Here is a 26442-nt window from a genome sequence, read left to right as displayed (position 1 = left end):
GCGCGCATGTCACACAGCCCCTTCAGCGTCCAGGTCGAGCCCCGCTACCTGGCCGACCAGTCCTCCGCCAAGGACAACATCTACACCTTCTCCTACACGATCACCATCTCGAACGTGGGCCAGGTGGGTGCGCAGCTGATCGCGCGCCACTGGCTCATCAACGACGCTTCCGGCCATGCGCAGGAAGTCAAAGGCCTTGGCGTGATCGGCCAGCAGCCGCTCCTGGCGCCGGGCGAATCGTTCCGCTACACCAGCGGCTGCCGCCTGCAGGCGCCGAGCGGCACCATGCACGGCAGCTTCTTCGTGGTGACTGAAGAGGGCGAGCGCTTCGACGTGCCGGTTCCGATGTTCGTGCTGGAAGCCGACATTGGCGGCGCGCCTGTCTCGCGCGTATTGCACTAGTACTCCCCCAGGCTTCGCGCACTGCGTGTCGCTTCTCCCCCCCCTCGCCGGGGGCAACACCAGAGGCCCGGCAAAGCCGGTTCCTCGGTGTTTCTGGTATTTGGTTTTCCGTTTTCACATTTTTTATGGCTGCTGCATCGCATGACCTGCAGGGCCTGTTGGCCCGGCTTGATCCGACGGCGGACGTGGCGCACCGCCATGTCTGGCTGATCGACGTTTTCGACTGGCTTCGCGGCGACCGCGCGTCACCGCAGGCCGCCGTGGGGCGCGTGTCGCTGCTGCTCGACGCAGTGGAGGCGCGGCCCGAGCTGCGCGAACGGCTGCGCGCGTGGTGGCACGCGTTCACGCAGGCGGTCGACCTGACCACGCTGCTGGCGGACTACGGTTTTGCGCCGCGCACTGCGTTTGTGAGCGAGCTCACCGAACGCCTTCGACGGAAAATCCTGCCCGGCACGCCCGAGACCACCGACGCGTCGGACCTCTTTCGCATGGTGCTGCCCGGCGTGTTCGACGCGGGCTGGATCGCGCTGCTCGACGAAACCCAGCTTGCCCGCATCGGCGCCCTGCTCGCCGACGCAACCCTGGAGGCCGACGGAACGCCTCGCTGGCGCCACACGGTGATGGACGCGGTCACCTACTGCAGCAGCCAGGTGGTGGCGGCCGGCTTCTCGCCCGAGCTTCGCCTGCGCACCAGCGTGGAGCATCACGAGGCCCGGCCGTTCCACGCGCTCATGGCCGACCTGGACGAATTGCGCGAGCAGATGTTCGAAAAGCCCGCGGGCGAAGAAGGCGAAAAGGGCGATGCGGCGCTGCAAGCCGCCTTCCTGGCCTTTCGCGACCGGCTCGACGCCTGCCGTGCCAGTGCCTCGTCGGTCTATGCGCACTTCGAGGACAACGGCATTTCGGTCGGCTTGGTGTTCCGGCTGCGCCAGCTGCGCGAGCGGGTGCTGCGCATCCGCGAGCTGCTCGACTGCCTGATGCCGGCCGCGCCGGCGCCCAACGTGGCGCGGCTGGTGGGCCGGCTGGTGCTGGCGGGCGGCGAGCGCAACAGCATCCGCGCGCTGATTGCATCGAACTCGTCGATGCTTGCGGCCCGGGTGACCGAGCGCAGCGCCGAAACCGGCGAGCACTACATCACGCGCGACCGCGCGAGCTACCTGCAGATGGTGCGCAAGGCCGCGGGCGGCGGCGCGCTCACCTCATTGACGGTGCTGCTCAAGTTCAGCATCTATGCCATTGGCCTGTCGGCGTTCTGGAGCGGCTTCTGGTCGGGCCTGATGTATGCCGCCAGCTTCGTCGCCATCCAGCTGCTGCACCTGACCCTGGCCACCAAGCAGCCCGCGATGACGGCGCCCGCCATGGCGGCGCGCCTGCGCGACATCAAGACCGACGCCGCGGTGGCCGATTTTGTCGACGAGGTGGCCAACCTGGTGCGCTCGCAAGTGGCGGCGGTGCTGGGCAATGTGGGTGTGGTGGTGCCGGCGATGCTGGGGTTGGCGCTTCTGGTGCAGCTCGCGCTTGGCCGCCCGCTGCTCGATGCGGCGCATGCCGCGGCCACGCTGCAATCGCTCTCGCTCTTGGGCCCCACCGCGCTCTACGCTGCGCTCACGGGCGTGCTGCTGTTTGCCGCCAGCATCGTCGCGGGCTGGACAGAAAACGCCTTTGTCCTGCACAGGCTGGACTCCGCCATGCGTTACAACCCTCGCATCGGCGCTTTTCTGGGTGCCGCCCGTGCCCGCCGCTGGGCCACCTTCATGCGCACACACATCTCGGGCTTCGCTTCCAACATTTCGCTCGGACTCATGCTTGGCCTGCTGCCCGCATTCGCGGGTTTCTTCGGGCTAGGCCTGGACGTGCGCCACGTGACACTGTCAGCCGGGCAAATAGCCGCGGCCGCGGCCTCCGTGGGCATGCCGGTGCTCCAGCAGCCCGCGCTGTGGTGGGCGGTGGCGGCCATCCCGGTGATCGGTGCGCTCAATGTGAGCGTGAGTTTCTATTTCGCATTCCGTCTGGCCCTGCGCGCGCACAGCGTGAGCCTTGGTGACCGCGCGCGCATCCGCAGCGCCATCTGGGCACGCTGGCGCAGCCGGCCCGTAAGCTTTTTTCTACCTGCATGAATTTGACGAGTCTCTTCAACGACCTGCTGGGCTTCTGGTCCGAGTGGCTGCGCCCCTCGGCGGGCCTGCCCACGGTGCTTTGGTCGCTTTTGCTGGCCGCCGCGGCGGCTTCCGGCCACCTGGTGCAGCGCTACCTGGGCCTGCCCAAGGTGGTGGGCTATTCGATCGTCGGCGCGGTGGTCGGCTTTGCCGGCTTCGAGGGCGCCATCTGGCCGCTGCGCGGCATCAGCCTGTTCCTGCTGGAGCTGGGCGCCGCCGTGGTGCTGTTCGAAGCCGGCGGCCGGCTGCCGCTGCGCTGGTTCCGCCACAACCCGATGGTGCTGGGACAAAGCCTGCTGGAAGCCACGCTCACCTACTTCGGCGTGCTGTGGACGCTGCAGCTGCTGGGCCTGCCCGACCCGGTGGCCAACCCCATCGCACTGATGGCCATCGTCGCCTCGCCGGCCGTGCTGAGCCGCGTGATCATGGACACGCGCGCCTCGGGCCCTGTGACCGAGCGCGCCATGACGCTGGCCACGCTCAACACCTTCTATGCGCTGGCGCTCGGCTATGCGCAGGCGGGCCTCATCGAGCGCGCGCCGCAAACCCTGCTGCAAAAGCTCTATCCGGTGGCGGTGGTGCTTGGCCTGTCTTTCGTGATCGGCGCCATCCTGGCGCTGGCGCTTCGCACGGCGCTGCGGTTCATGAGCCCGACGAGCGAGAGCACCTCGATCCTGCTGCTCGCGCTCATTGCGGCCGGCGCCGCGCTCACGGCGCACGTCGGCGGCTCCGCACCGCTCGCCGCGCTGATCGGCGGCGTGCTGCTCAAGACCCTCAACCCCAAGCCCTGGGCCTGGCAGCGGCAGCTCGGCACGGCCGCTTCGCTGCTCACCATGCTGATGTTCGTGCTGGTGTCCATCGTGGCGGCGCAGGCCGACTGGACGTTGCCCGTTGCCAGCGTGGTGCTGGCCGTGATCGTGGTTCGCCTGTTTGCCAAGATCGCGGGCGTGGCCATTGCCAACCCCGGCAGCGGCGCCAGCTGGAAGCAGGCCTTCTGGGTTGGCTGCGCGATGTCGCCGCTGTCGTCGATTGCGCTGTTGATCGCATCCAACTTCACCACCGCGTCGCCACTGCTCGGCACCATGATCACGCAGGTGGCCCTGCCCTCGATTCTCCTCATGGAGGTGATGGGCGCCGTGCTCGCCACCGTGGCCATACACGCGGTGGGCGAAAGCTCGGTGCCCTGGGCGCCACAGGCTTTCAGCACCACGGAGGACACGCAGCGATGACCGCGTCCACTGGCTTTCCCGACAGCTCCAACGCCCCTCTCGTTCCCGGCACGGTGGACAGCGACGACTTCCGCTCGCCGGCGCTTCCCGCGGACCCCGCGAGCCGCGTGGTCAAGCTGGAGCCCTTCAACCGCTCCGAAGCGCTGTCGCTCGGCGTGGAGCTGGAGCTGCAACTCGTCAACACGCACGACTACGACCTGGCGCCCTATGCCGAGGACATGCTGCGGCTGATGGCGCAAACGCCCCTGCCCGGCAGCGTGGTGCCCGAGATGACCTCGAGCATGATCGAGATCTCGACCGACATCTGCCATTCGGCGCAGGACGTCATCAAGCAGCTTTCGCCCATTCGCGAGGCGCTGATCAAGAACGCCGACAAGCTCAACATCGCGGTGGTGGGCGGCGGCACGCATGCGTTCCAGCAATGGCATGAGCGGCGCATCTACGACAAGCCGCGCTTTCGCGAGCTGTCGGAGCTGTACGGCTACCTGAGCAAGCAGTTCACCATCTTCGGCCAGCACGTACACATCGGCTGCCCCGATGCGGACGCGGCCTTGCTGATGCTGCACCGCATGTCGCGCTACATCCCGCACTTCATTGCGCTGTCGGCCTCGTCGCCGTTCGTGCAGGGGCAGGACACGCAGTTCGACTCGGCCCGGCTCAACTCGGTGTTCGCGTTTCCGCTCTCGGGCCGCGCGCCCTTCACCTTGAGCTGGAAAGAATTCGAGGCGTATTTCGAGCGCATGACCCGCACCGGCGTCGTGCGCAGCATGAAAGACTTCTACTGGGACATCCGGCCCAAGCCGGAGTTCGGCACCATCGAGATCCGCGTGTTCGACACGCCGCTCACGGTGGAGCGCGCCGCGGCGCTGGCGGGCTACGTGCAGTCGCTGGCCGCGTGGTTCCTGCAGGAGCAGCCCTTCGAGCCGACGGAAGACGACTACCTGGTGTACACCTACAACCGCTTCCAGGCCTGCCGCTTCGGGCTCGACGCGGTGTATGTCGATCCCGCCAGCGGCCAGCACATGCCGCTGCGCGACCACATCCTCATGACCATGACGCAACTCGAATGGCACAGCGAGGCGCTCAACGCCACGCAGGCGCTCGGCGAACTGCGCACCAGCGTGGAAGCCAACCGCAACGATGCACGGTGGCTGCGCGAGAAGCAAGGCAAGGAGCGCCTGCTGGCCGAGGTGGTGCGGCAGGCGGCGCTGCGCTTTCGCGGCGCGGCCTGAGCGCGCCGCAGGGAGCGCTGTTCAGGCGGCCACCGCCTCCTGCGAGAACTGCCTGCGGTACGCCGTGGGAGAAATCTTGAAGGCCGCGACGAAGTGCTTTCGCAGCGACACCGCCGAGCCGAAGCCGGCGTCCGTCGCCACGCGCTCGACCGGCTTGCCGGTGGTCTCCAACAGCCGCTGCGCGAGCGCCAGGCGCTGGTTCTGCAGCCACTGGCCGACCGTGGTGCCAGTGGCTTCGCGAAAGCGCCGCGTGAAGGTGCGCCGGCTCATCAGCGCGCGACTGGCAAGCTCGTCCAGCTCATGCGGGCTGTGCAAATGGCGGCCCAGCCATTCGAGCAGCGGCGCAAGGCGGTCGCTTTCCGCGGCGGCGGGCACCGGCCGCTCGATGTACTGCGCCTGCCCGCCCTCGCGGTGCGGCGCAACCACCATGCGCCGCGCGGCGCGGTTTGCCGCCTCTGCGCCGTAGCGCACCCGCAGCAGATGAAGACAGCAGTCGATGCCTGCGGCCGTGCCGGCGGAAGTGAGCACATCGCCGTCGTCGACATACAGCACTTCGGGCTGCAGCGTGACCTTGGGGTATTGCCTGGCAAAGGCCTCGGCCAGGTTCCAGTGCGTGGTGGCCGGCCGGCCGTCGAGCAGGCCCGCTTCGGCCAGCACGAACGCGCCCAGGCACAGTCCCACCACGACGGCACCGCGCCGGTGCGCCGTCTGCAGCGCGTGGATCAGCGCAGGCGGCGCGGCCCGCATGTCGTCGCGCCATGAAGGAACCACCACGATCTGTGCCTTGCGGATCGCCTCCAGGCCGTGCGGCACCGTCAGCGTGAAGCCGGCATTGGTGCGCAGCGGCCCCGGCTCGACCCCGCACACCAGCAGGCGAAAGCGCGGGTCGCCCGCCTCGGTGCGGTCTTCGCCGAAGACCATGCACGGCACCGACAGGTGAAAGGGGCTGATGCCGTCGAAGGCGACGACGGCGATGGTTTCCGCAGATTTTTGAGCCATGGCCCGATTTTATCGATGAATGGCTTTCGGGCCACTTTCTCCGGCGCGCCCAAGCGGGAAGAATCAAGCCATCGCAACACAACCACAGCCAGGAGCCACACACCATGAGCAACCCCACACCGCGTCGCGCCCTCGTCGTGATCGACGTGCAGAACGAGTATTTCGAAGGCGGCGGCCTGCCGATCGAATATCCGCCCGTCGAAGAATCGCTGCCGAACATCGCCAAGGCCATGGACGCCGCTCGGGCGGCCGGCACGCCCGTGGTGGTGGTTCGCCATCACGCACCCAAGGGAGCGCCGGTGTTCCAGGCCGACACCCACAACGGCGAACTGCATCCTGAAGTTGCAAAGCGCCCGCGCGACCACCTGATCACCAAGACGTTCCCCAGCGTGTTCACCGGCACCGACTTTGCCGACTGGCTCGCGCGCCATGAGATCGACACGCTCAGCGTGGCCGGCTACATGACGCAGAACTGCCATGCGTCCACCGTGTTCGAGGCCATGCACCGCGGGTTGAACGTGGAGTTTCTTTCGGACGCGACCGGCGCGCTGCCCTACGAGAACGCGGCCGGCAAGGTCAGTGCCGAGGAAATCCACCGCGTGTTCAGCGTCGTGTTCCACAGCAACTTTGCGGCCGTGGCGAGCACCGAGGCATGGATGGCCGCCCTGCAGGCCGGCCAGCCGATCGAGAAGGACAACGTGGTGATGTCGAACCGCCGCGCGCGGGGGTGAGCACCGCCCGGCGTTCGCGGACGCCGCAGCGCTTATGCTCGCCCCATGGGTGAATTCGACCTGATCACACGCTACTTCAAGCGCCCCGCCAAGCGCTCCCCGCTCGGCGTGGGCGACGATTGCGCATTGCTCGCGCCCGGGCAGGGCATGCAACTGGCGGTGTCTTCCGACATGCTGGTCGAAGGCCGGCACTTTCTTTCGACGGTCGATGCGGCGCGGCTCGGGCACAAGGCGCTGGCGGTGAACCTCAGCGACCTTGCGGCCTGCGGCGCAAAGCCCTTGGCCTTCACGCTTGCCCTCGCGCTGCCCGGCATCGACGAGCCCTGGCTCGAAGGCTTTTCGCGCGGGCTCTTCGCGCTGGCCGATGCGCACGGCTGCGAGCTTGTGGGCGGCGACACCACGCGCGGCCCGCTCAATATCTGCATTACCGTGTTCGGCGAAGTGCCGGCCGGTGCGGCGCTGCTGCGCTCTGGCGCGCGCGCGGGCGACGACATATGGGTCAGCGGCACGCTGGGCGATGCGCGGCTGGCGCTTGAAGTTTTTCGCGGCACGCTCGCATTGCCGGCCGATGTCTTCGCGCAGGCACGCATGCGCATGGAGCAGCCCACGCCGCGTGTCGCATTGGGGCAGGCCTTGCGCGGCATCGCCTCGGCGGCGGTGGATGTGAGCGATGGGCTCGTCGGCGACCTGGGCCATATCCTCGCGTCGAGCCGGGTGGGCGCCACGCTCGATGCCGACGCGGCCACGAGCACGGTGGCCGCCGCATCGGCGCCCGGCCTCGGCATCGAAGCACTGCGCACCTGCGCGCTTTCGGGCGGGGACGACTACGAACTGGTTTTTACCGCCGCGCCCTCCGCGCGCGCTGCGGTCGAACAAGCCGGCAAGGAGAGCTTCACGCGCGTGACGCGCATCGGCCGCATCGATGCCGAAGCGGGCCTGCGCATCGTGGACGCGAGCGGCTCACCGGTCGCGCAGCGATTCGGCTCGTTCGACCACTTCGTCTGATCAGCCCCCGCGGACCATTGCCTGCATTTTTGTTTGCGCGGCATTGATGGCCTTCGAGTGGCCGTTGAGGTCCTGCAGCATCTTGTTGAGCTGCGCTTGCACCGCGGGGTCGGTCACGGCCATGGTCGAGCCGGAGACCTGGATCTTCGACTTGTTCTGCTCGATGTAGTCGCCCACGGCCAACGCGCCGTCGAACACCGCGTCGAGAGCGGGGAACACTTCCTTGAAGGTGGCGGCCGGCGCCGTTACCGTCTTTTCATAGGCCTTGTCGTACACCTGCTTCAGGTCGTCGGGCTGCTTGAGCTTGGCGCGCGCGGCGTCGGCCTTGGCAAGCTCCTGGTCGAGCGCGGTGCGCAAGCCGCCGAGGCCGTCTTTCGCGGCCTTGAGGTCGTCGCGCCGCGATGCCAGGTCGGCAACGGAGCGCAGCGAGCCCTTGGCCATGACCTGGGTCATGGGCTGGCTGACGGACTTGTTCATGCCTTCGTTGAAGTCGGCAATCACCGCGTAGTGCTGCGCATAGTCGCCGAAGGAGGCCTTCTCGTCGGCGTTGGGCGCGGGCACGCGAAGGCCCGGCTTGTCGAGCACGCGGGTCTGCAAGAAGCCGATGAATGCGGTGCGCTGCTCGGCCTCCTTGTTGCCGCAGGCGGCAAGCAACAGACTGAATGCGAGACACAGGCACAACGCGTTGAAACGGACCAGGGTTGTTTTCATGATGAGTGGGCTTTCGCGCTTGAATGAGGCGCCAAGCATACGGCCCGTGCCTGCCGCGGAAGGAAGAGAAAAGAACTACAACGACTGCTTCAGCACGTCGATGAAGCTGCGCGCCGCCGCCGACAGCGAATGCCCGCGCTTGGTGACCACCGAGATGTCGCGCGCCACGCGCGGCGCGCTGAGCACCTTGATCACCAGCGTCGGATCGTTCGCGGCGCGGGCAAAGGCCGAGGGCATGATCGACGGTCCCATGCCGCTGGCGGTCATCCACAGGGCCGTTGAAAGAAACGAGACCTCGTTCACCACGTCGAGCGCCACGCCGGCATCGGCCGCGGTGCCGTCGATGAGCGGCCGCACGCCGTAGCCCGGCCGCACGGTAATGACGGGGTGGCGCCCGAGATCGCTCCAGCGGACCACGCGCGCATTGGCCAGCGGATGATCGCTGCGGCACACCAGCGCGAGATGGTCGCGCATGAGCCGCTGCGTCTCGACCTCGGCGCCGGGCCGCTCGGGCGTGCCGATGCCGAAATCCACATGCTCGCCGAGGATGCGCGAAATGAACTGGTCGGGCGCGCAGTCGTTCACCAGCACGCGCACCTTGGGATGCTGCTCGGCAAACACGCGCATCGCATCGGGCAGGAGCAGCGCCGCAAGGGTGGGTGTGATGGCCAGCGTCACGCGCCCGCGCTCGAGCGTGCTGAGTTCGCGGAAATCGGCCGAGAGCGAATCGACATCGCGCAGCACGCGCTCGACCGTGGAGAGCATTTCTTCCGCGGCGGCGGTGGGTTTGAGCGAACGCGTGGTGCGGTCGAACAGCCGCGTGCCCAGCCCTTCCTCCAGCTGGCGGATCAGCATGCTCACCGCCGATTGCGTGACGAAGAGCTTTTGCGCCGCCGCGCTGAGCTGTCGCATCTGGTAGACGGCAAGAAATGCACGCAACTGGCGCAGCGTAGGACTGAAGTTCGCGTTCATTAGAAAAGATGATATTTGATGCGGAATTCCTTGATTTACGGATGAATGCTGGCATCGTCCAATCGGCATCAAACAAGACCAATATTCAAGGAGTGATTCGATGACTGCAACCATGGCCTGCCAGGCACATGCGCTTCGCCGGCAGCTACTGCTGCTGGGCACGGCCTGCGCACTGCTGACCGTTACCGCCCACGCGCAGGCACCCGCCGCCGGCGACTTTCCCGACAAGCCCATTCGCATGGTGGTGACCTTTCCGCCTGGCGGCAGCGCCGACGGCGTGGTGCGCATGCTGGTGCCGCGCATGAACGAGAAGCTCGGCCAGCAGGTGGTGGTGGACAACCGGCCCGGTGCCGGAGGCAACGTGGGCCTTGCGCTGGTGGCCAAGGCGCCCGCCGACGGCTACACGCTGGGTGTGGGCGCGGCCGGCGCGCTGTCGGCCAACACGAGCCTGTATCCGCAGATGCCCTTCGATCCGCTGAAGGACTTCAGGCCGGTGGGCATGCTTGCGGCCATTCCGTTCGTGATCGTCGGACACCCTTCCGTGGCTGCAAAGACGCAGCGCGAATTGATTGCACTTGCAAAAGAAAAGCCGGGCTCGCTCTCCATCGGCCATGGTGGCAACGGCACGGCCATGCATCTCTCGGCCGCGCTGTTCTCGCAAATGGCGGGCATCAAGCTGGTGGAGGTGCCCTATCGCGGCTCGGGGCCGGCGGCACTCGATGCACTGGCGGGCCAGATACCGCTTGCGGTGGTCGACCTGCCTTCGTCGCTGCAGCAGATCAAGGCCGGCAAGCTGGTGGCATTCGCCGTGACAAGCCCAGAGCGGCTTCCCATGCTGCCCGACGTGCCGACCGTGGCCGAGGGCGGACTGCCCGGCTACGACTCGACCGGCTGGTTCGGCGTGGTGGCGCCAGCCGGTACGCCTCCACATGTGGTGGCAAGGCTCAATGCCGAAATCAATGCCGCACTGGCCGACGAGCAGAACAAGGCCGCGATGCGCAACCTTGGCGTGGAGCCCTCGCCGGGCACGCCGGAGGCCTTTGCCGCTTACATCCGCACCGAAACGAAGAAGTGGGCCAAGGTCATCCAGGACGCCCGCATCAAGCTTGACTGAAGGGGTTCAACAGACCATGACAGACAAGAATCTCGAAGCCGACGTGCTGATCGTCGGTGCGGGCCCGGTGGGCCTTACGCTGGCCATGGACCTGGTCTCGCACGGCCTCTCGGTCATCATTTGCGAAACCCGCCGGTTCGCCGAGGCGCCGAGCGTGAAGTGCAACCACGTGTCCTCGCGCACCATGGAGCAGTTTCGCCGCCTGGGCGTGGCGCAGAAGCTGCGCGACGCGGGGCTGCCGGCCGACTATCCCAACGACGTGGTGTTTCGCACCAGCGCCACGGGCGTGGAGCTCGCGCGCATTCCCATTCCGTGCCGGCGCGACCGGTATACCGAAACCGAAGGACCGGATGCGCGCTGGCCCACGCCCGAGCCGCCGCACCGCATCAACCAGATCTACCTGGAGCCGATCCTGCTCAGGCACACGGCGGCGCTGCCCGGCGTGCGGTTGCTGAACCGCACGCAGTTCACGGCGCTCACGCAAGACAGCGGCGGTGTGAGCGCCGCAGCCCTCAATCTGGACAGCCACGCGACGCACACCATTCGATGCCGCTACATGGTGGGCTGCGACGGCGGCAGCTCCGCCGTGCGCAAGCAGATCGGCGCGCAACTGGAAGGCACGGCCGTGATCCAGCGCGTGCAGTCGACCTTCATTCGCGCGCCGCAGCTGCGCGCGCTCATGCCAGGCAAGCCCGCGTGGTCTTATTACGCAATGAACCCGCGCCGCTGCGGCACGATGTTTGCCATCGACGGGCAGGAAACCTGGCTGGTGCACAACCACCTGAACGCCGACGAGCCCGAGTTCGATTCGGTCGACCGCGACAGGTCGCTGCGCGAAATCCTGGGTGTGGGGCCTGATTTTTCGTACGAGATCATCAGCAAGGAAGACTGGGTGGGGCGCCGACTTGTGGCCAACCGCTTTCGCGAAGGCCGCGTGTTCCTTGCGGGCGACGCGGCGCATTTGTGGGTGCCCTACGCGGGATACGGAATGAACGCGGGCATTGCCGATGCGCTCAACCTTTCGTGGCTGCTCGCGGCCTGCGTGCGCGGCTGGGGCGACGAAGGCATTCTCGATGCCTACGAAGCCGAGCGCCTGCCGATCACCGAGCAAGTGTCGAACTTTGCGATGGAACATGCGCAGAAGATGATTCGCGCACGCCGCGCCGTGCCGCACGACATCGAGGCACCGGGCCCCGAGGGCGATGCGCTGCGCGCCGAGATCGGCCGCGAGGCGTACGAACTCAACGTGCAGCAGTTCTGCTGCGCGGGCCTGAACTTCGGCTACTTCTACACCGGCTCGCCGATCATCGTGGCCGATGGCGAGCACACCGCGCCGGCCTATTCGATGGGCGGCTTCACGCCCTCCACCGTGCCGGGCTGCCGCGCGCCGCACTTCTGGCTTGGCGATGGGCGCTCGCTCTACGACGCCTTCGGGCCGGGCTACACGCTGCTGCGCTTCGATCGCAGCGCGGATGTATCGGCGCTCGAGCGCGCGGCGCGCGCCTATGACATGCCGCTCACCGTGGTCGACATCGAGGCGGCCGAGGTGCCGGCCGCGTACATGCACCGGCTGGTGCTGTGCCGCGCCGACCAGCACGTGGCCTGGCGCGGTGCCTATGTGCCGCCCGACGCCTATGAACTGGTGGCGCAGCTGCGCGGCGAGAGGCGGCATCTTCAGGGCCGCAGGCGGCTGCTGAGGTGGGAAGGCGTGATTGCCTGAGCCGCGCCGCGCGCGCTCATCGACTGCGTGCGGCGGTCGCGAAGCGGGCGACGAGCCATGCCGCGAGCGCCGGTGCGAGCGCGAAGCTCGCGAACAGCCAGAAGGCAGCCGAGCGCGCACCCGCCACGCCGCCCGGAGCGGTGAGGCCGGCCGCGTTTGCCACCAGCCCCGCAACCGCCGCGCCCACGGCCATGCCGTAGAGCTGCACGGTCGTGATGGAGGCGGAGGCCAGGCCTTCCTGCCCCGCCGGCGCGAGCGACATCACGCGCGTGACCAGGTGCGGCCAGCCGATGCCCACGCCCAGCCCGACAGCGCCCAAGGCGATGGCGACCAGCAGTGTTTCGGCACCCGCGGCAAGGCGGCCATGCCCCGGCATCAGCACGGCCAGCGCCGCCAGGCCCAGCGCGCAAGCCACCGGCCCCGCGCGCAGCATGCGATCGGCGCCCGCGCCGCTGCGCCCCGACGACAGCAGCGAACCCGCGCTCCAGCCGCCTGCCATGGCCGCGGTGAGGTAGCCCGCCAGCAACGGCGAGTGCCCGTGCAGCAATTGCAGGAAGTACGGCACGAAGATTTCGGTGGTGGTGCCGATCATCAGCAGCACCACGCCGGCATAGATGGCGCCCATCGGCGCGCGCACCGCATAGGCGCCGGTCGGCAGCAACCGCACCGCGGCGCGCCCGTCCACCCGGGTGGCGGCGACGCCGAGCCCGAGCCCCGCCGCCACGCCGACGGCCTGCCAAGCCAGCACGGGCGCGAACTCGCTCGCCGCGATCAGCAGCACCGACGCCGCCAGCAAGCCGATCTGCAATGCGGGGATGCGCGGCATGCCGGCGGGGCGCACATGCCGCACGCCCGCAGCGGGCCGCAACTGCACCGCGACCAAAAGCGCTTGCAGCGCCGCCAGCGGCAACAGCGACCAGAACGCCCAGCGCCAGTGCCCCGCCTGTGCGAACAGGCCGCCGACCGCCGGGCCGCAGAGCGTGGCCACGCCCCACATGCCCGACACCAGCGCCACCGCGCGAGACCACAGCCGCGGCGCGAACACCAGCTGGATCAGCCCATAGCTCAGCGCGGCCAGCAGGCCGCCGCCCACCCCTGCACCGTGCGGCCCGCGAGCAGCCACGGCATGGCCGGCGCCAGCGCGCAGCCGATCGACCCGGCGGTGAATGCCGCCAGCGCCGCAAGGCATGCACCGCGCGGCCCCAACGCGGCGAGCAGGCGCACCGAGAGCGTGGCGCCGACGATCGATCCGACCACGAAGAGCGTGGTGCTCCAGGCATACCAGTCGAGCCCGCCGATTTCGGCGACCACCGAGGGCAGCACCGTGGTCACGATGTGCACATTGACCGCATGCAGCGCCACGCCGCCCGTCAGCGCAACGGCGCGCCAGCCGTTGCGGCCCCGGAACAGGTCGCCCCACGCGGCAGTGGAGGGATCGGAAACCGGCAAAGCGGAATCGGCGGCGGAGCTGGGTGCGGCGGGTGCGGCAGGCATGGGGGCGGCGCCCCGGCAAAGGAGGCGAATGTCGAAAGAGGGCTCGATACTAGGCCGCGCCGATCAATTAAACAAGATAAAGCTTTGATAAATAGAGGGCTTAAGCCGGCCCGCGGATGCGCGACACTTCGCCGTGATGCAAGCCGTTCCTCCGCCTCCTTCTTCTTCCTCGTCTCCTTCATCGTCCGGCCCCATTCCGGTGGGAGCGCCCGGCCGGCCGACCAAGGCCTTCCTGCTCTCGCACCCTGCGCACTTCATTGCCCTGGGTTTCGGCTCCGGGCTGCCGCGCGTGGCACCGGGCACGGTCGGCACGCTCTGGGCCTGGGCGGCCTTCGTGGTCATGCAGCTGTGGTTCACGCCGGCCACCATCGGCTGGGTGATCCTCGCTTCGCTGCCCATCGGCTGGTGGGCCTGCAGCGTGACGGCGCGCCACATGGGCGTGGCGGACCCGGGCAGCATCGTGTGGGACGAAGTGGTCGCGTTCTGGATCGTGCTCTGGCTGGTTACGCCGGCCGGCCTTGTCGCGCAGGCGGTGGCGTTCGGGCTGTTCCGCTTCTTCGATGCCGCCAAGCCGGGGCCGGTGGCCTGGGCGGACGGGCTGTTCAAGCAGCGCGATGCCGCCGAGGTGCGCTGGTGGCGCGCGGGCTTCGGCATCATCCTCGACGACCTGGTGGCGGCGTTCTGCACGCTGCTGGTCATTGCGCTCTGGCGCGCATGGTGAACTCGATGGAACCCTCGGCCCCCTTCAACTTTCTTGCCGACCTGGACACGCCCGCCCTCGTCGCCGCCACGGCCGGGCTGCTGCTGAAAAAAGGCTGGATGCTCGCCACGGCCGAAAGCTGCACCGGTGGGCTCATCGCCGGCGCCTGCACCGAACTGGCGGGCTCCAGCACCTGGTTCGAGCGCGGCTTTGTCACCTATTCGAACGCCGCCAAGACCGAGTTGCTGGGCGTCGATGCCGCGCTGATCGAAGCCCACGGCGCAGTCAGCGAACCCGTGGCGCGCGCGATGGCCATGGGCGCCATCGCGCATTCGGCCGCACGCGTGGCGGTGGCCGTGACCGGCGTGGCCGGCCCGACCGGCGGCAGCCCCGACAAGCCGGTGGGCACTGTGTGGTTCGGCTGGTCGGTCGACGGGCAGGTGCGCACCGAGCGGCGCCGCTTCGACGGCGACCGCGCCGCGGTGCGCGCGGCCACGGTGCACTACGCGCTGCAAACGTTGGCCGGACTGCTCGGCCCCTAGACCAGAACGCGCGCCGCGAATGCCGCCGTCTATGATTTCGCGCTGCGCCGCATTTCGGCCACGCAGCCATCGCACGTCATCCATAAGAAAGACACTTCAATGACAGCAGCAGCCAATGCCCAGACCATCGAGCGCTTCTACGAGGCGTTCTCGCGGCTGGACGCCGCCACCATGGCCGCCTGCTATGCAAGCGATGCGCAATTCGACGACGAAGCCTTTTCATTGCGCGGGCGCCAGCAGGTGGGCGGCATGTGGCGCATGCTCTGCAGCGCAACCAAGGCCGGAGGTGCCGACGTGTGGAAGCTGACGTGGCGCGACGTGCATGCCGACGACACCAGCGGCCAGGCGCACTGGGACGCGCACTACCGTTTCAGCGCCACCGGCCGGCTGGTCGACAACAGCATCGACGCGCGCTTCGGCTTCACGCCCGACGGGCTGATTGCCGCGCACCGCGACAGCTTCAATTTCTGGGCGTGGTCGCGCCAGGCGCTGGGCGCACCCGGGCTCCTTCTCGGCTGGACGCCGATGCTGCGCAAGAAAGTGCGCGCCACCGCAGCCACCAATCTCGCCACCTATCTCGCACGCCAACCATGAGCAACAACCAATCTCGCCATCACCAACAACGAAGCCCAGCACCGCTACGAAGCCGCGCTCGAGGGCCAGCTTGCGGCCTACGCCGAATACAACCTGCTGACCGACGCCATCATGTTCACCCACACCGAGGTGCTGCCCGAGCACGAGGGCAAGGGCGTGGGCTCGGGCATTGCGCGGCATGTGCTCGATGAGGCGCGCGCCAAGGGCCTGCACGTGATTCCGGTGTGCCAGTTCATTGCCGGCTACATCCGCAAGCACCGCGAATACGCGGACCTGGTGCGGGCGGACGTCCAGCGCGCCTTCAAGATCTGAAGGCGGCGTGCGGCGGCTGCCTGGGTCAGGCGCCGTGGCACTTCTTGTACTTCTTGCCGCTGCCGCAGGGGCACGGGTCGTTGCGGCCGGGCTCCGCTTCCTTGCGGATGGTCTCGACCTTCGGCCCCAGGCTCTTCCAGAGCTGGCGCAGGTCGTACACGGCCCAGATGGCGGCGCCGAAGTCGTCCAGCCGCTGCTGGCTCACGCTGGGCGGGGCATCGTCGCTGTACATCGAGAGCGTGGGCTTGGCCTTGTCGTCCTCGGTGAGCGCAACGATGTTGTCGAGCGCGTCGTTCAGCATCTGCGCGGCTTCCTTGTCGCGCGGCGCGGCCCAGTCTTCGGGCCAGTTCTCGACCGCGTACATGAAACCCAGCGCCCACACCTGGGCGAACGAGGGGATTTCCTCGCCCTCGATCTCGGCGCGCTCTTCGTCCGGCAGCGAGGCGATGGCGCCGCGGGTGTCGAGCACCTCGGGCTGCCAGCTGCGCTCGTCCTCGAGCGACTCTACGTCGGCATCCAGGCCTTGCTCGATTTCGAGCCAGCGGCGCTTCCAGTTCCAGACGAATTCCATGTGCTGCGCGGGCACGAAGCCGTCGCCCAGCAGCACGGGCCAGTATTCGGAAGGTTCGATGGGGCGGCGGGTGCAGATCAGCGCGGCCATGAAGCCTTCGCAGAACTCCCACTGGGGAATTTCCTCGTCGTGCTCGCGCATGGCGTCCAGCGCCTGATCGAGGGCGTCGAAATCGTCGGGGCCGAGGGGAGCGGAAGCGGGCGCTGCGGCCTGGGGAGTGTCGTTGGTGTTGGTCATGGCAAGTTCCGGGCAGCCCTCTATGATGCAGCAGGCTCCGGCAGTCATTTCACCCCATGTCCACGATTATTCCGTTTCCGACGCGTTACAGCGCCTTTGCACTGTGCGTGGCGGGCCTTGTCGCCAGCCTGGCCGCCGTGCTGGTGTCCCCGCACCTGTGGTTCGCCTGGGTGGCGCTGGTGGTTTTCGGCGCGCTCAGCGCCACCGGCGTGCACGACTTGCGGCAGACGCGCCACGCGATCCTGCGCAACTACCCGGTCATCGGCCATTTGCGCTTTCTGCTCGAATTCATCCGGCCGGAAATGCGGCAGTACTTCATCGAGAGTGACTCCGAGGCCGCGCCGTTCTCGCGCGCCCAGCGCTCGCTGGTGTACCAGCGCGCCAAGGGCGACCCCGACAACCGGCCCTTCGGCACGCAGCTGAACGTGACCATTGCGGGCTACGAGTGGATCAACCACTCGATGCAGCCGACCAGGCTTGACAACCACGATTTCCGCATCGTGATCGGCGGCACGCCGCAGCCGACGGAGGCCAATCCCGCCCAGGTCTGCACACAGCCCTACAGCGCCAGCGTGTTCAATATTTCTGCGATGAGCTTCGGCGCGCTGTCGGCCAATGCCATCCTCGCCCTCAACCAGGGCGCCAAGATGGGCGGCTTTGCGCATGACACCGGCGAGGGCTCCATTTCGCAGCACCACCGCGTGCACGGCGGCGACCTGATCTGGGAAATCGGCTCGGGCTACTTTGGCTGCCGCAACGACGACGGCACCTTCAACGCCGAGCGCTTCAGCGCCAATGCGCGCGATCCGCAGGTGAAGATGATCGAAATCAAGCTGAGCCAGGGCGCCAAGCCCGGCCATGGCGGTGTGCTTCCTGCCCCCAAGGTCACGCCCGAGATCGCGGCCGCGCGCGGCGTGCGGGTGGGCGTGGACTGCATCTCGCCCTCCTCGCACAGCGCGTTCGGCACGCCCATCGAGATGATGCATTTCATCGCCAGGCTGCGCGAGCTTTCGGGCGGCAAGCCCACGGGCTTCAAGTTCTGCCTGGGCCATCCGTGGGAGTGGTTCGCCATCGTCAAGGCCATGCAGGCGACCGGCATCACGCCCGACTTCATCGTGGTGGACGGCGCCGAGGGCGGCACGGGCGCCGCGCCGGTGGAGTTCAGCGACCACGTGGGCGCGCCGCTGCAGGAAGGCCTGCTGCTGGTGCACAACACGCTCATCGGCGTGAACCTGCGCCACCGCATCAAGCTGGGCTGCGCCGGCAAGGTGATCACGGCCTTCGACGTGGCGCGCATGATGGCGCTGGGTGCCGACTGGTGCAATGCGGCGCGCGGCTTCATGATGGCGCTGGGCTGCATCCAGGCGCAAAGCTGCCACACCGGCCACTGCCCCACCGGCGTGACCACGCAAGACCCGGTGCGCCAGCAGGCGCTGGTGGTGCCCACCAAGGCCGAGCGCGTGCGCAACTTCCACCGCAGCACCCTGCATGCGCTGCAGGAGCTGGTGCAGGCCGCGGGGCTGGACCATCCGCAGCAGATCACCGCGCACCACATCGTGCGGCGCATCTCCGACACCGAGGTGCGGCTCTTGAGCAACCTGGTCATGCAGGTGCAGCCGGGCGCCCTGCTCGGCCCGCTCGACAAGCAGCACAACGTGTTCCGAACCTACTGGCCTCTGGCCAGCGCCGAGAGCTTCCAGCCCGTGACACAGGGGCCGCACGGCCTGGTGTCGAGTCTCGCGCTCGCCGCATGAACCCGTTGCGACGCGGCGGGTCGGCGCGATTGCAAAGCGCCAAGGGTGCGGCCTCGGCGCCGGCGCCGCTGGATGCCCAGCCATTCGTGCCGGGGCCGGGCGACTACGCCGAGTTTCTGCGCGCCGCCTTGCCCAAACAGCAGAAGAACGTCGCCAGCCACCGCCTGGGCAGCGAGCGCGTGTGGCTCAAGAAGGCCGGCCCGCGCCACGGCAAGTGGGGCTACCGCGTGATGGCGGCGGTCGCGCGCATGGCGCGGCTGGACATCATCAAGCCGGTGCCCAATCCGGGCGGCGAAGCGGCCATTGCCACCGAGGCCCGGCGCCTGCGGCAGTTGGCGGCGGCGGGCCTGCGCGTGCCCGCGGTGCTGGCGCAGCAACCGGACGGCCTGCTGATTTCCGACCTGGGTGAGAGCGGCCGCAACACCGTGGTGCTGCAGGAAAAGCTGGACCAGGCCGCGGCGGCCGGGCCGGCGGCGCTGCTGGCCGTGTGGCGCGAGGGGCTGGCCGCCATTGCCAGGGTGCATGTGCACGGCCAGCACCTGAGCCAGGCTTTCGACCGCAACCTGGTGCAGTGCCCCGACGGAGTCATCGGCTACATCGACTTCGAGGACGACCCCTCCGAAGTCATGACGCTGGCCGAGTGCCAGGCGCGCGACTGGCTGAGCTACCTGCACTCCACGGCCATGATGCTCGAGGCCGCGGCGCCCGAAGCCGCGGGCGTGCACTGGCACGCCGCGCTGGCCGAGGTGAGCGATGAAGTCCGCGGGCGCATCGCCGAGGCGGCCCGGCGCATGAAATGGGCGCAGCGCCTGCCCGCCAGCCGCCGATGGGGCCGCGACACGCAGCGCGTGCGCGCGGTGGCACGACTCCTGGGGCGATGGCACGGGGCCGGGGCGGCTTCGACCAACCGCTAGCCTTGGCCGGCTAGAACGCCAGCACCGCTTGCACCACCACGCCTTGCGCAGCGAGCCGCTTGCGCATCGTCAGCACGGCCTGGTCCTTGCTGAGCAGCCGTGCGCGCCGGGCGACCGCCAGGTCGATGAAGACCTGGTCGTCCGGGTCCTTGCAGACGCAGGGCGCGCGCGGCGGCGTTTCGGCAACCAGCTGCACGCGGGCATCGAACGCCGCCAGAACGCCTTGCGGCGCCAGGTTGCCGCGCGCCAGGCGGGCTGCGATGAGGGGGTAGCCGAGCACCCGCTCGAGCTCGTCGCGCATGGAGGCGGTGGCCAGCCAGCGCAACTCGCTTGCGGCAAGCGCGGCGGCCAGCGGCAGGCAATCGGGGTTGTCGAACACCAGCAGGTCGAGCGCGATGTTGGTGTCGATGACCACGAAGGCGTCGGGCGCGGCGTTTGCTGCTGCCGGAGAAATGGAAATTTGTGCGTTTGGAATAACCCCGATGTTGCACCATGCGCTATCGCAAACGCAAACGACGCAGTCCATTCACAATCTGCTCCCCGACCCCGTGCGCCGCGTCCTTCAACCCCTGACCATGAAACGAATTTTCCTGCTGCTCGCCCTCTGCGCCAGTCCGCTCGCCCATGCGGAATGGCTCACCCTGACCGGTTCGGCCGGGGAAGCGGGCAACACCTATGTGCAGGTCGACCCCACCAGCGTGGTGGTGGAAGGAAGCAAGCGCCTGGTGGCGGTGCGGATCAGCCTGGCCGAGCCCCGCACCGGCGACGACGGCCTGAAGTTCCGGTCCGTCGCGGCGAAGGCGAGCGTGGACTGTGACGCGCGCAAGGCGCGCTATGTGAGCGCCACCTATTTCGGGCAGCCGAACTTCGTCGGGCCACCGCTGTCGGTGCGCGAGTTCGATGAAGCCGACGTCCGTCCGATGAACTTTGCCGGCCTGCCAGGCGACCTGGCCGTGCGGACGGTGAACGCCGCGTGCGGCGTGGGCGCGACGAAGTAGCCTGCCCGCCGCCTGACCCCAGGCTACTTGCGGGCCGAACCGGCCACCATGTCGAAGCGGAACAGCCGGCACTCGATGGGCCCGTTCCACATCGGCACGCGGCGCGATTCCTTGAGCCGCATCTGCTTGGGCAGCTTCAGGTCGGGCGTGAGCACCCAGGCGGTCCAGCCGGCGTAGTTCTTCTTCCAGTGCGTCGCAAGCTGCGGAAAGAACTCGCCGCCATCGCCACCTTGGCCGCCCTCGTCTCCCTCCCGCTGGCCGGAGGTCTGCGCGGCCTCACGGGCACCGAAGCGCGCCACGCCGCCCACCTCGATCCGCTCGCCGTAGGGCGGGTTGAGCATGATCACGCCGCCCTCGGCCGGCGGCATGCGCTGCAGTGCGTCGCCGCCGCGAAACTCGATGGCATCGGCAACACCGGCGCGCTCCGCGTTGCGCTCGGCAAAGTCGACCATGCGGTGCGAAACGTCGGAGCCGAAGATGGCGACTTCCTTGGGGGTGGCCGCCGATTCGGCTTCTTTCTTGATTGCGTCCCACACGTGCGGCTGGAACGGCAGCAGCTTCTCGAAGCCGAAGCGCCGCAGCCACCCGGCCGGAATGCCGCGCGCGATCTGCGCTGCCTCGATGGCGATGGTGCCGCTGCCGCAGCAGGGGTCGTACAGCGGTTCGCCGGCCACCGCGCCGGTTTCGGGGTTCCACCAGCCGCTGGCGGCCAGCATCGCGGCGGCCAGGGTTTCCTTCAGCGGCGCATCGCCCTTGTCCTGCCGCCAGCCGCGCTTGAAGAGCGGCTCGCCCGAGGTGTCGATGTAGAGCGTGCAGTGGTCGGTGGTCAGGTGGGCGAACACGCGGCAGTCGGGCCACTGCGTTTCGATGCTCGGGCGCACGCCGTTGGCCTTGGCGCGAAAGCGGTCGGCAATGGCGTCCTTGATGCGCAGCGTTGCAAAGTTCAGGCTCTGCAGCGGGCTGTGCTGCGCCGTGGTCTCGATCTTGAAGGTCTGCTTGGGCGTGAACCAGATCTCCCACGCCACGCCGCTCGCAATGGCGTAAAGGTCGTTTTCGCTGCGGTAGGGCGCATGGGCCAGCTCCACCAGCACCCGCTGGGCCAGCCGGCTGTGCAGGTTGAGCTTGAGCATGTCGCGCCACTCGGCGCGTACCCGCACGCCGCCGCGCAGCGCGAGCAGGTCTTGCCCCACACGGCCGGTGAGCGCATGGACTTCCTGCGCCAGGAGTTCCTCGACGCCGGCGGCGCAAGGCAGGAAAAGGGAAAGATCGTTCACAAGGGGTTCGCCATCGTCATCGGCTGCAGGGGGAATGCCATTGTCGCCGCCCTCGCGGCGCTTCTCTATATAGTGGCCCGAATCAACGTACAGCCACCGAAATCATGAACGACATCACGGTTCCCCTCCTGGGCATTGCGGGCGCGATGATCGTCGGGGCCATGAGCCCCGGCCCGAGCTTCGTCATGGTCGCGCGCACCGCCGTGTCGGCGTCGCGCGGCGACGGTTTGGCCGCCGCGCTCGGCATGGGCGCCGGGGGCATCGTGTTCGCCATTGCCGCGCTCGTGGGCCTGCAGGCGGCTTTCCTCGCGGTTCCCGCGCTCTACCTGGGGGTGAAGCTGCTCGGCGGGGCGTACCTCGTGTACCTGGGCATCCGCATCTGGCGCGGCGCACGCGAGCCGCTGGCCGTTTCGCAGGAAGAGGGTTCGCCCGGCACCCGGGGCAACGGATGGCGTGCGTTCCTGCTCGGCATGGGCACGCAAATCAGCAACCCGAAGACCGCCGTGGTCTACGCCAGCATCTTCGCGGCGTTTCTGCCGCGCGAAGTGCCACTGGCGCTGGCGCTCGCGGTGCCGGCCGTGATCTTCTGCATCGAGACGGGCTGGTATTCGATCGTCGCGCTGGCGCTCTCGTCGGCGGCACCGCGTTCGGCCTACCTGCGCTACAAGGCCTGGATCGACCGCGCGGCGGGCGGTGTGATGGTGCTGCTGGGCGTCAAGCTGCTGTCCGGGGCGCGGGGCGGCTGAGCGGCCCTCCGGCCGGCAAGCTTCGGCCTACAAGGCCTTGCGCAGGTTGGCCGGCGCGATGCGCAGCGCTTCGCGGTACTTGGCTACCGTGCGGCGTGCGCACTCGATGCCCTGCTCTTTCAGCATCTCGGAAATCTGGCTGTCCGACAGCGGCTTCTTGATGCTCTCGGAGCTCACGAACTGCTTGATCAGCGCGCGCACGGCGGTGCTCGACGCGTTGCCGCCGGTCTCGGTGCCGAGCGCCGAACCGAAGAAATACTTGAGCTCGACCGTGCCGAACGGCGTGGCCATGTACTTGGCCGTGGTCACACGCGAGATGGTCGATTCATGCAGGCCGAGCTCGTCGGCAATCTCGCGCAGCACCAGCGGCCGCATGGCGAGTTCGCCGTGCACGAAGTAGCTCTTCTGCCGCTCGACGATGGCATTGCTCACGCGCAGGATGGTGTCGAAGCGCTGCTGGATGTTCTTGATGAACCAGCGCGCTTCCTGCAGCCGCTGCGACAGCGCCTGGCTGCCCTCGCCCTTGTGCGACTTGAGCGCGCCGGCGTAGATGTCGTGCACGCGCAGGCGCGGCATCACCTCGGGGTTGAGCATGACGCGGAACTTGACGTTGGTGCCGCGGCCGATCTTGGTGACGATGACGTCGGGAATCACGATGTTGCGCTCGACGTCGACAAAACGGCGGCCCGGCTTGGGCTCCAGGCGCGAAATGATCTGCAGCGCCGAGCGCACCAGGTCTTCGTTGGTGCGGGTGAGCGTGGCCAGGCGCTTGAAGTCGCGCCGCGCGAGCAGCTCCATCGGCTGCTTGCAGATGGCTATGGCGGTCTTGCGGACCAGCGCCTGTTCCTCGGTCTCGTCCTTGCCGGCCAGCGCACGCAGTTGAATGCTCAGGCATTCGCCCAGGTCGCGCGCACCAACACCGGCGGGCTCCAGGCTTTGCAGCAGGCCGAGCGCCACCTGAAAGTGGTGGACCAGTTCGTCGAACTGGTCGTTGTCGTCGCCCGCAAGGCCCGAGGCCAGGGCGGGCAGCGAATCTTCGAGGTAGCCGTCGTCGTTGAGCGATTCGATCAGGAAGCGCAGCGCGGCGCTGTCGTTTTCGTTCAGGCGCAGGCTGAGCGCCTGACGGTGCAGAAAGGATTGCAGCGACTCCTGGCTGCGCGCGAGTTCGGTGGCGTCGGCACGCTCGTCGTCGCCGAGGTTGTTCTGCCGCGCGGGCGCATCGCCGCCCCACTCGCTGTCGTCGGGCGCCATGTCGACGGTGCCGTCGCCTTCCCAGTCGGGCTCGCGCTCGGCAATGTCGGCAGCGGGGGTGTCGGCGTCGGTGGCGGAGGTGCTGGTTTCGGCGGTGGAGGTGGTCGCGCTGCTGGCCGGCAGCGAAGCGAAGTCGCCCTCGCCGGCCTCCGCCGCTTCATCGCGCGGAGCGGGGGTGTCGACGGCGTCGAGCCCGAATTCCTCGCGCGCCGCTTCTTCCGCGGTGCGTTCGAGGAACGGGTTTTCGTCGAGCATCTGCTCCACTTCCTGGCTCAGTTCGAGCGTGGAGAGCTGCAGCAGCCGGATCGACTGCTGCAGCTGGGGCGTGAGCGCCAGGTGCTGCGAGACGCGAAGGGACAGCCCTTGCTTCATGGAGACCGACTCCTCCCTTACATCCGGAAGTGCTCGCCGAGGTACACCCTGCGTACTTCGGCGTTGTCGACGATCTCCGAGGGTGTGCCTTGTGCCAGCACATGCCCGTCGCTGATGATGAACGCGTGATCGCAGATGCCCAGCGTTTCACGCACGTTGTGGTCGGTAATGAGCACGCCGATGCCGCGCTCCTTGAGAAAGCTGATGATCCGCTGGATTTCGATCACCGCGATAGGGTCGATGCCGGCAAAGGGCTCGTCCAGCAGGATGAAGCGCGGCTGCGTGGCCAGCGCGCGGGCAATCTCGACCCGGCGCCGTTCGCCGCCCGAAAGCGCGAGCGCCGGGGAATCGCGGAGGTGGTCCACCCGCAGGTCGGCCAGCAGCGCGGAAAGGCGCTCTTCGATGCGCTGCTTGGTCAGTGGCGCGGGCTTGCCGTTGCCGTCGGGCTCGCGCTGGAGCTCGAGCACGGCGCGCACGTTTTCCTCGACGCTGAGCTTGCGGAAGATCGACGCTTCCTGCGGCAGGTAGCTCAGGCCCATGCGGGCGCGGCGGTGAATCGGCATGTGCGCGATGGGCTCGCCGTCGATGGTGATCTCGCCGGCGTCGGCCCGCACCAGGCCCACGATCATGTAGAACGAGGTGGTCTTGCCCGCGCCGTTGGGGCCGAGCAATCCCACGACCTCGCCCTTTTGCACGTCGAGCGAGACGTCCTTGACGACCTTGCGGCTGCCGTAGCTTTTTTGCAGGCCGCGCACCACCAGGCGGCTGCCCGGCGTGCCATCGGCGTTCTGGTTTCCGGCGTTTTCGATCACTTGCGCCCTTCCCCTTCGCCACCCAGGGTGGTGGTCGAGCGCAGGCCCGTTCCGGGCGCCGGCTGGGTTGCCGCGGGCGCGGGCTGTGCACCCGCGGCAGGCGCGGCAGCACCGGGCGCAGTGGCCGATTTGGGCGTGAGGATGGTCCTGACGCGTCCGCCCGACGGAGCATTCACGCCCGCATTCGGCGGCACGGTGGAGCCGTTGACCGTGTAGGTGTCGTTGCTCTGGTCGTAGACGATGAGCGCGCCGCTGCTTTCGTCGTTGGGCGTAGCGCCGATCAGGCGGCGCATGACGGCATTGCGGATGAACTTGACGTTGTCGGCGCGGCTGTCGTACTCGATGACTTCCGACTCGCCCTCGATCCACTCGTCGGGGGCGTTGCGCTTCTGCTTGTAATAGGCCCGCTTGCCGGGCGCCGCCGTGACCACGCCGTACTGGTAGCCCTCGGCGTCCTGGCGAACGTCGATCCGCGCGCCGCGGATGATGATGGTGCCCTTGGTGACCAGCACGTTCCCGGTGAACACGCTGGTCTGCTTGAGGTCGTCGTACCGCATGGCGTCCGACTCGATGTTCATCGGCTTGGTGCGGTCGGCCGTCTCGGCCAGCGCGCCCGAAGCGGCGCCGGCCAGGCACAGCGCGCCAATGCCAAGGCGGGCCAAGCGGCCGATGCGACCCAGAAGAGGAGTGGTGTTGGAGTAGGAGTGCGATGTCATAGAGGCACGAAACTTGCTCTGCATTGTATGCGGCGGATCGCGCCAGCCCAGCGCGCAGAGATGAAAAAGCCCGCCAAAGCGGGCTTGACATCCGATCCGGGAACACTGCGGGCCCGGCGTGGCCGGGCCGCTGTCTTGCCCCTGAAGGCGATCAGCCCTTCTTGGCTTCGCCGATCAGGTAATTGGTGACCTGGAGCGCCTTGGTCATGTTACCGGCGAGCTCGCCGTCCACGTACCAGCGGCCGCCCACGGCCAGAGCCGGAACGCCGGCCACCTTGTAGGCTTCGGTCAACTGCGTGGCGCGCTTGGCCTTGCTGGCCACGCTGAACGAGGTAAACACTTCCTTGAACTTGGCGCCGTCGAGGCCGTTGGCCGCGGCCCAGGCAACGATGTTGGTGTCGCCGTTGACGTTCTGGCGCTGCCTGTGAATCGCGTTGAAGATCTTCGGCTGGAATTCCTCGACCTTGCCCATGGCTTCGAGCGCGTAGTACAGGCGCTGCTTGGCTTCGACGTCGTTGCCCACGAAGGGCACCGGCACGCGGCGGAAAGCCACTTCCTTGGGAGCCGTCTTGAGCCAGGCGTCGAGCTGCGGCTCGAAATCGTTGCAATGCGGACAGTTGTACGAGAAGAACTCGATCACTTCGACCTTGCCGGCGGGCGCGTCGACGGGCACGCGCTTGTCGAGCACCAGGTACTCGGTGCCGGCCTTGGGCGCGCGCGCCTGGGCGTGCGCCGTATTGCCAGCCAGCGAAATCAGACCGAGCGAAGTGGCGGCCAGCGAAAAGTCACGACGTTTCATTGAAAAAGTTCTCCTGTTGGGTACGGCAGACAGAGCCGGGGCGCCGCGCGGAGTTCCCGCATGCGGCATGCCCAATACGCGATCT

26 protein-coding genes and 1 pseudogene are annotated in these 26442 nt (G+C 68.1%); 16 read left to right on the top strand and 11 right to left on the bottom strand.

Annotated features, from left to right (window positions below; translation table 11 throughout):
* The first annotated feature begins 6 nt into the window (after nt 1–6).
* From apaG to M0765_RS11270, 4 genes are all read left to right on the top strand, one after another.
* Nucleotides 7–402 carry a Co2+/Mg2+ efflux protein ApaG gene (apaG, locus tag M0765_RS11285; protein WP_258503754.1) on the top strand — a complete coding sequence of 132 codons (396 nt, stop codon included), beginning with the start codon at nt 7–9 and terminating at the stop codon, nt 400–402.
* A gap of 125 nt (nt 403–527) precedes the next feature.
* A complete protein-coding gene (locus M0765_RS11280; protein WP_258503752.1) occupies nt 528–2519 on the top strand; it encodes a site-specific recombinase in 1992 nt (663 codons plus the stop codon).
* Nucleotides 2516–3787: a cation:proton antiporter gene (locus M0765_RS11275; RefSeq protein ID WP_258503750.1), complete on the top strand. Its 1272-nt coding sequence runs from the start codon at nt 2516–2518 to the stop codon at nt 3785–3787. Before M0765_RS11280 ends, M0765_RS11275 begins: the two co-directional genes overlap by 4 nt.
* On the top strand, nt 3784–5019 hold the full coding sequence (locus M0765_RS11270) for a YbdK family carboxylate-amine ligase (protein ID WP_258503748.1): 1236 nt from the start codon (nt 3784–3786) through the stop codon (nt 5017–5019). The genes M0765_RS11275 and M0765_RS11270 overlap by 4 nt, the downstream gene beginning before the upstream one ends.
* 21 nt (nt 5020–5040) lie before the next feature.
* On the opposite strand, the gene M0765_RS11265 is transcribed toward M0765_RS11270, so the two are convergent.
* The gene (locus M0765_RS11265) at nt 5041–6018 is read right to left on the bottom strand and encodes a GlxA family transcriptional regulator (protein WP_258503746.1); all 978 of its coding nucleotides are present in this window, start codon (nt 6016–6018) and stop codon (nt 5041–5043) included.
* 104 nt (nt 6019–6122) lie between these two features.
* Between M0765_RS11265 and M0765_RS11260 the strand changes: the two genes are divergently transcribed.
* Both M0765_RS11260 and thiL read left to right on the top strand, forming a co-directional pair.
* Entirely contained in the window at nt 6123–6749 is a 627-nt protein-coding gene (locus M0765_RS11260) for an isochorismatase family protein (RefSeq protein ID WP_258503744.1), read from the top strand.
* 45 nt (nt 6750–6794) lie between these two features.
* Nucleotides 6795–7754 (top strand): thiamine-phosphate kinase, encoded by a 960-nt coding sequence (thiL, locus tag M0765_RS11255; protein ID WP_258503742.1) that lies wholly within the window; start codon nt 6795–6797, stop codon nt 7752–7754.
* On the opposite strand, the gene M0765_RS11250 is transcribed toward thiL, so the two are convergent.
* On the bottom strand, nt 7755–8465 hold the full coding sequence (locus tag M0765_RS11250) for a DUF3053 domain-containing protein (RefSeq protein WP_258503740.1): 711 nt from the start codon (nt 8463–8465) through the stop codon (nt 7755–7757).
* 75 nt (nt 8466–8540) lie between these two features.
* Nucleotides 8541–9437: a LysR family transcriptional regulator gene (locus M0765_RS11245; protein ID WP_258503739.1), complete on the bottom strand. Its 897-nt coding sequence runs from the start codon at nt 9435–9437 to the stop codon at nt 8541–8543.
* Nucleotides 9438–9537: 100 nt separating this feature from the next.
* Here M0765_RS11245 and M0765_RS11240 point away from each other — a divergent pair, with 100 nt between their 5' ends.
* Together M0765_RS11240 and M0765_RS11235 are read left to right on the top strand one after the other, a co-directional pair.
* Nucleotides 9538–10551, top strand: a complete 1014-nt coding sequence (locus tag M0765_RS11240) for a Bug family tripartite tricarboxylate transporter substrate binding protein (RefSeq protein WP_258503737.1) — start codon at nt 9538–9540, stop codon at nt 10549–10551.
* Between the two features lie 16 nt (nt 10552–10567).
* Complete coding sequence (locus M0765_RS11235; protein ID WP_258503736.1) at nt 10568–12271, top strand: FAD-dependent oxidoreductase; 1704 nt, start codon at nt 10568–10570, stop codon at nt 12269–12271.
* Nucleotides 12272–12287: 16 nt separating this feature from the next.
* On the opposite strand, the pseudogene M0765_RS11230 reads toward M0765_RS11235, so the two are convergent.
* Nucleotides 12288–13765 (bottom strand): annotated as a pseudogene (locus M0765_RS11230) (MFS transporter).
* A 136-nt stretch (nt 13766–13901) separates the two neighbouring features.
* On the opposite strand from M0765_RS11230, the gene M0765_RS11225 reads away from it, so the two are divergent.
* The 4 genes from M0765_RS11225 (at nt 13902) to M0765_RS11210 (ending at nt 15913) form a co-directional block, all read left to right on the top strand.
* A complete protein-coding gene (locus M0765_RS11225) occupies nt 13902–14486 on the top strand; it encodes a phosphatidylglycerophosphatase A family protein (protein WP_258503735.1) in 585 nt (194 codons plus the stop codon).
* Nucleotides 14480–15007: a CinA family protein gene (locus M0765_RS11220; RefSeq protein WP_258503734.1), complete on the top strand. Its 528-nt coding sequence runs from the start codon at nt 14480–14482 to the stop codon at nt 15005–15007. Before M0765_RS11225 ends, M0765_RS11220 begins: the two co-directional genes overlap by 7 nt.
* Before the next feature lie 99 nt (nt 15008–15106).
* On the top strand, nt 15107–15601 hold the full coding sequence (locus tag M0765_RS11215; protein WP_258503733.1) for a nuclear transport factor 2 family protein: 495 nt from the start codon (nt 15107–15109) through the stop codon (nt 15599–15601).
* A gap of 18 nt (nt 15602–15619) precedes the next feature.
* Nucleotides 15620–15913, top strand: a complete 294-nt coding sequence (locus M0765_RS11210; protein WP_258508218.1) for a GNAT family N-acetyltransferase — start codon at nt 15620–15622, stop codon at nt 15911–15913.
* Nucleotides 15914–15938: 25 nt separating this feature from the next.
* On the opposite strand, the gene M0765_RS11205 is transcribed toward M0765_RS11210, so the two are convergent.
* Complete coding sequence (locus M0765_RS11205; RefSeq protein ID WP_258503731.1) at nt 15939–16721, bottom strand: UPF0149 family protein; 783 nt, start codon at nt 16719–16721, stop codon at nt 15939–15941.
* Between the two features lie 56 nt (nt 16722–16777).
* Between M0765_RS11205 and M0765_RS11200 the strand changes: the two genes are divergently transcribed.
* Nucleotides 16778–18475 (top strand): FMN-binding glutamate synthase family protein, encoded by a 1698-nt coding sequence (locus tag M0765_RS11200; RefSeq protein ID WP_258503730.1) that lies wholly within the window; start codon nt 16778–16780, stop codon nt 18473–18475.
* Complete coding sequence (locus M0765_RS11195; protein ID WP_258503729.1) at nt 18472–19389, top strand: hypothetical protein; 918 nt, start codon at nt 18472–18474, stop codon at nt 19387–19389. The genes M0765_RS11200 and M0765_RS11195 overlap by 4 nt, the downstream gene beginning before the upstream one ends.
* 10 nt (nt 19390–19399) lie before the next feature.
* On the opposite strand, the gene M0765_RS11190 is transcribed toward M0765_RS11195, so the two are convergent.
* The gene (locus M0765_RS11190) at nt 19400–19804 is read right to left on the bottom strand and encodes a putative toxin-antitoxin system toxin component, PIN family (RefSeq protein ID WP_258503728.1); all 405 of its coding nucleotides are present in this window, start codon (nt 19802–19804) and stop codon (nt 19400–19402) included.
* Between M0765_RS11190 and M0765_RS11185 the strand changes: the two genes are divergently transcribed.
* Nucleotides 19797–20387, top strand: a complete 591-nt coding sequence (locus tag M0765_RS11185) for a surface-adhesin E family protein (protein WP_258503726.1) — start codon at nt 19797–19799, stop codon at nt 20385–20387. The two genes, M0765_RS11190 and M0765_RS11185, sit on opposite strands and share 8 nt — an antisense overlap.
* A 23-nt stretch (nt 20388–20410) precedes the next feature.
* Here M0765_RS11185 and M0765_RS11180 read toward each other — a convergent pair whose 3' ends face one another.
* On the bottom strand, nt 20411–21661 hold the full coding sequence (locus M0765_RS11180; RefSeq protein WP_258503725.1) for a THUMP domain-containing class I SAM-dependent RNA methyltransferase: 1251 nt from the start codon (nt 21659–21661) through the stop codon (nt 20411–20413).
* A 104-nt stretch (nt 21662–21765) separates the two neighbouring features.
* Between M0765_RS11180 and M0765_RS11175 the strand changes: the two genes are divergently transcribed.
* Nucleotides 21766–22407 carry a LysE family translocator gene (locus M0765_RS11175; protein ID WP_258503724.1) on the top strand — a complete coding sequence of 214 codons (642 nt, stop codon included), beginning with the start codon at nt 21766–21768 and terminating at the stop codon, nt 22405–22407.
* A 27-nt stretch (nt 22408–22434) separates the two neighbouring features.
* Here M0765_RS11175 and rpoN read toward each other — a convergent pair whose 3' ends face one another.
* From rpoN to M0765_RS11155, 4 genes are all read right to left on the bottom strand, one after another.
* Nucleotides 22435–24030 (bottom strand): RNA polymerase factor sigma-54, encoded by a 1596-nt coding sequence (gene rpoN, locus M0765_RS11170; protein WP_258503722.1) that lies wholly within the window; start codon nt 24028–24030, stop codon nt 22435–22437.
* A gap of 17 nt (nt 24031–24047) precedes the next feature.
* Complete coding sequence (gene lptB / locus M0765_RS11165; RefSeq protein ID WP_258503720.1) at nt 24048–24842, bottom strand: LPS export ABC transporter ATP-binding protein; 795 nt, start codon at nt 24840–24842, stop codon at nt 24048–24050.
* Nucleotides 24839–25558, bottom strand: a complete 720-nt coding sequence (lptA, locus tag M0765_RS11160) for a lipopolysaccharide transport periplasmic protein LptA (protein WP_258503718.1) — start codon at nt 25556–25558, stop codon at nt 24839–24841. Before lptA ends, lptB begins: the two co-directional genes overlap by 4 nt.
* A 151-nt stretch (nt 25559–25709) precedes the next feature.
* Complete coding sequence (locus M0765_RS11155) at nt 25710–26357, bottom strand: thiol:disulfide interchange protein DsbA/DsbL (protein WP_258503716.1); 648 nt, start codon at nt 26355–26357, stop codon at nt 25710–25712.
* Nucleotides 26358–26442 lie beyond the last annotated feature (85 nt).

The sequence above is a fragment of the Variovorax sp. S12S4 genome (assembly GCF_023195515.1).
GTDB lineage: Bacteria > Pseudomonadota > Gammaproteobacteria > Burkholderiales > Burkholderiaceae_C > Variovorax.
Note: the sequence above shows the minus strand (reverse complement) of the source record. Positions and strands in the feature narration are given on the sequence as shown.

Excerpts from the sequence above, each read along its gene's own strand:
- M0765_RS11215 (WP_258503733.1), top strand. The coding sequence starts at position 15,107 with ATGACAGCAGCAGCCAATGCCCAGACCATCGAGCGCTTCTACGAGGCG.
- apaG (WP_258503754.1), top strand. The coding sequence starts at position 7 with ATGTCACACAGCCCCTTCAGCGTCCAGGTCGAGCCCCGCTACCTGGCC.
- M0765_RS11260 (WP_258503744.1), top strand. The coding sequence starts at position 6,123 with ATGAGCAACCCCACACCGCGTCGCGCCCTCGTCGTGATCGACGTGCAG.
- M0765_RS11205 (WP_258503731.1), bottom strand. The coding sequence starts at position 16,721 with ATGACCAACACCAACGACACTCCCCAGGCCGCAGCGCCCGCTTCCGCT.
- M0765_RS11195 (WP_258503729.1), top strand. The coding sequence starts at position 18,472 with ATGAACCCGTTGCGACGCGGCGGGTCGGCGCGATTGCAAAGCGCCAAG.
- M0765_RS11250 (WP_258503740.1), bottom strand. The coding sequence starts at position 8,465 with ATGAAAACAACCCTGGTCCGTTTCAACGCGTTGTGCCTGTGTCTCGCA.
- rpoN (WP_258503722.1), bottom strand. The coding sequence starts at position 24,030 with ATGAAGCAAGGGCTGTCCCTTCGCGTCTCGCAGCACCTGGCGCTCACG.
- M0765_RS11280 (WP_258503752.1), top strand. The coding sequence starts at position 528 with ATGGCTGCTGCATCGCATGACCTGCAGGGCCTGTTGGCCCGGCTTGAT.
- lptA (WP_258503718.1), bottom strand. The coding sequence starts at position 25,558 with ATGACATCGCACTCCTACTCCAACACCACTCCTCTTCTGGGTCGCATC.
- thiL (WP_258503742.1), top strand. The coding sequence starts at position 6,795 with ATGGGTGAATTCGACCTGATCACACGCTACTTCAAGCGCCCCGCCAAG.
- M0765_RS11220 (WP_258503734.1), top strand. The coding sequence starts at position 14,480 with ATGGTGAACTCGATGGAACCCTCGGCCCCCTTCAACTTTCTTGCCGAC.
- M0765_RS11175 (WP_258503724.1), top strand. The coding sequence starts at position 21,766 with ATGAACGACATCACGGTTCCCCTCCTGGGCATTGCGGGCGCGATGATC.
- M0765_RS11235 (WP_258503736.1), top strand. The coding sequence starts at position 10,568 with ATGACAGACAAGAATCTCGAAGCCGACGTGCTGATCGTCGGTGCGGGC.
- M0765_RS11200 (WP_258503730.1), top strand. The coding sequence starts at position 16,778 with ATGTCCACGATTATTCCGTTTCCGACGCGTTACAGCGCCTTTGCACTG.
- M0765_RS11240 (WP_258503737.1), top strand. The coding sequence starts at position 9,538 with ATGACTGCAACCATGGCCTGCCAGGCACATGCGCTTCGCCGGCAGCTA.
- M0765_RS11225 (WP_258503735.1), top strand. The coding sequence starts at position 13,902 with ATGCAAGCCGTTCCTCCGCCTCCTTCTTCTTCCTCGTCTCCTTCATCG.
- M0765_RS11270 (WP_258503748.1), top strand. The coding sequence starts at position 3,784 with ATGACCGCGTCCACTGGCTTTCCCGACAGCTCCAACGCCCCTCTCGTT.
- M0765_RS11245 (WP_258503739.1), bottom strand. The coding sequence starts at position 9,437 with ATGAACGCGAACTTCAGTCCTACGCTGCGCCAGTTGCGTGCATTTCTT.
- M0765_RS11265 (WP_258503746.1), bottom strand. The coding sequence starts at position 6,018 with ATGGCTCAAAAATCTGCGGAAACCATCGCCGTCGTCGCCTTCGACGGC.
- M0765_RS11155 (WP_258503716.1), bottom strand. The coding sequence starts at position 26,357 with ATGAAACGTCGTGACTTTTCGCTGGCCGCCACTTCGCTCGGTCTGATT.
- M0765_RS11185 (WP_258503726.1), top strand. The coding sequence starts at position 19,797 with ATGACCACGAAGGCGTCGGGCGCGGCGTTTGCTGCTGCCGGAGAAATG.
- M0765_RS11275 (WP_258503750.1), top strand. The coding sequence starts at position 2,516 with ATGAATTTGACGAGTCTCTTCAACGACCTGCTGGGCTTCTGGTCCGAG.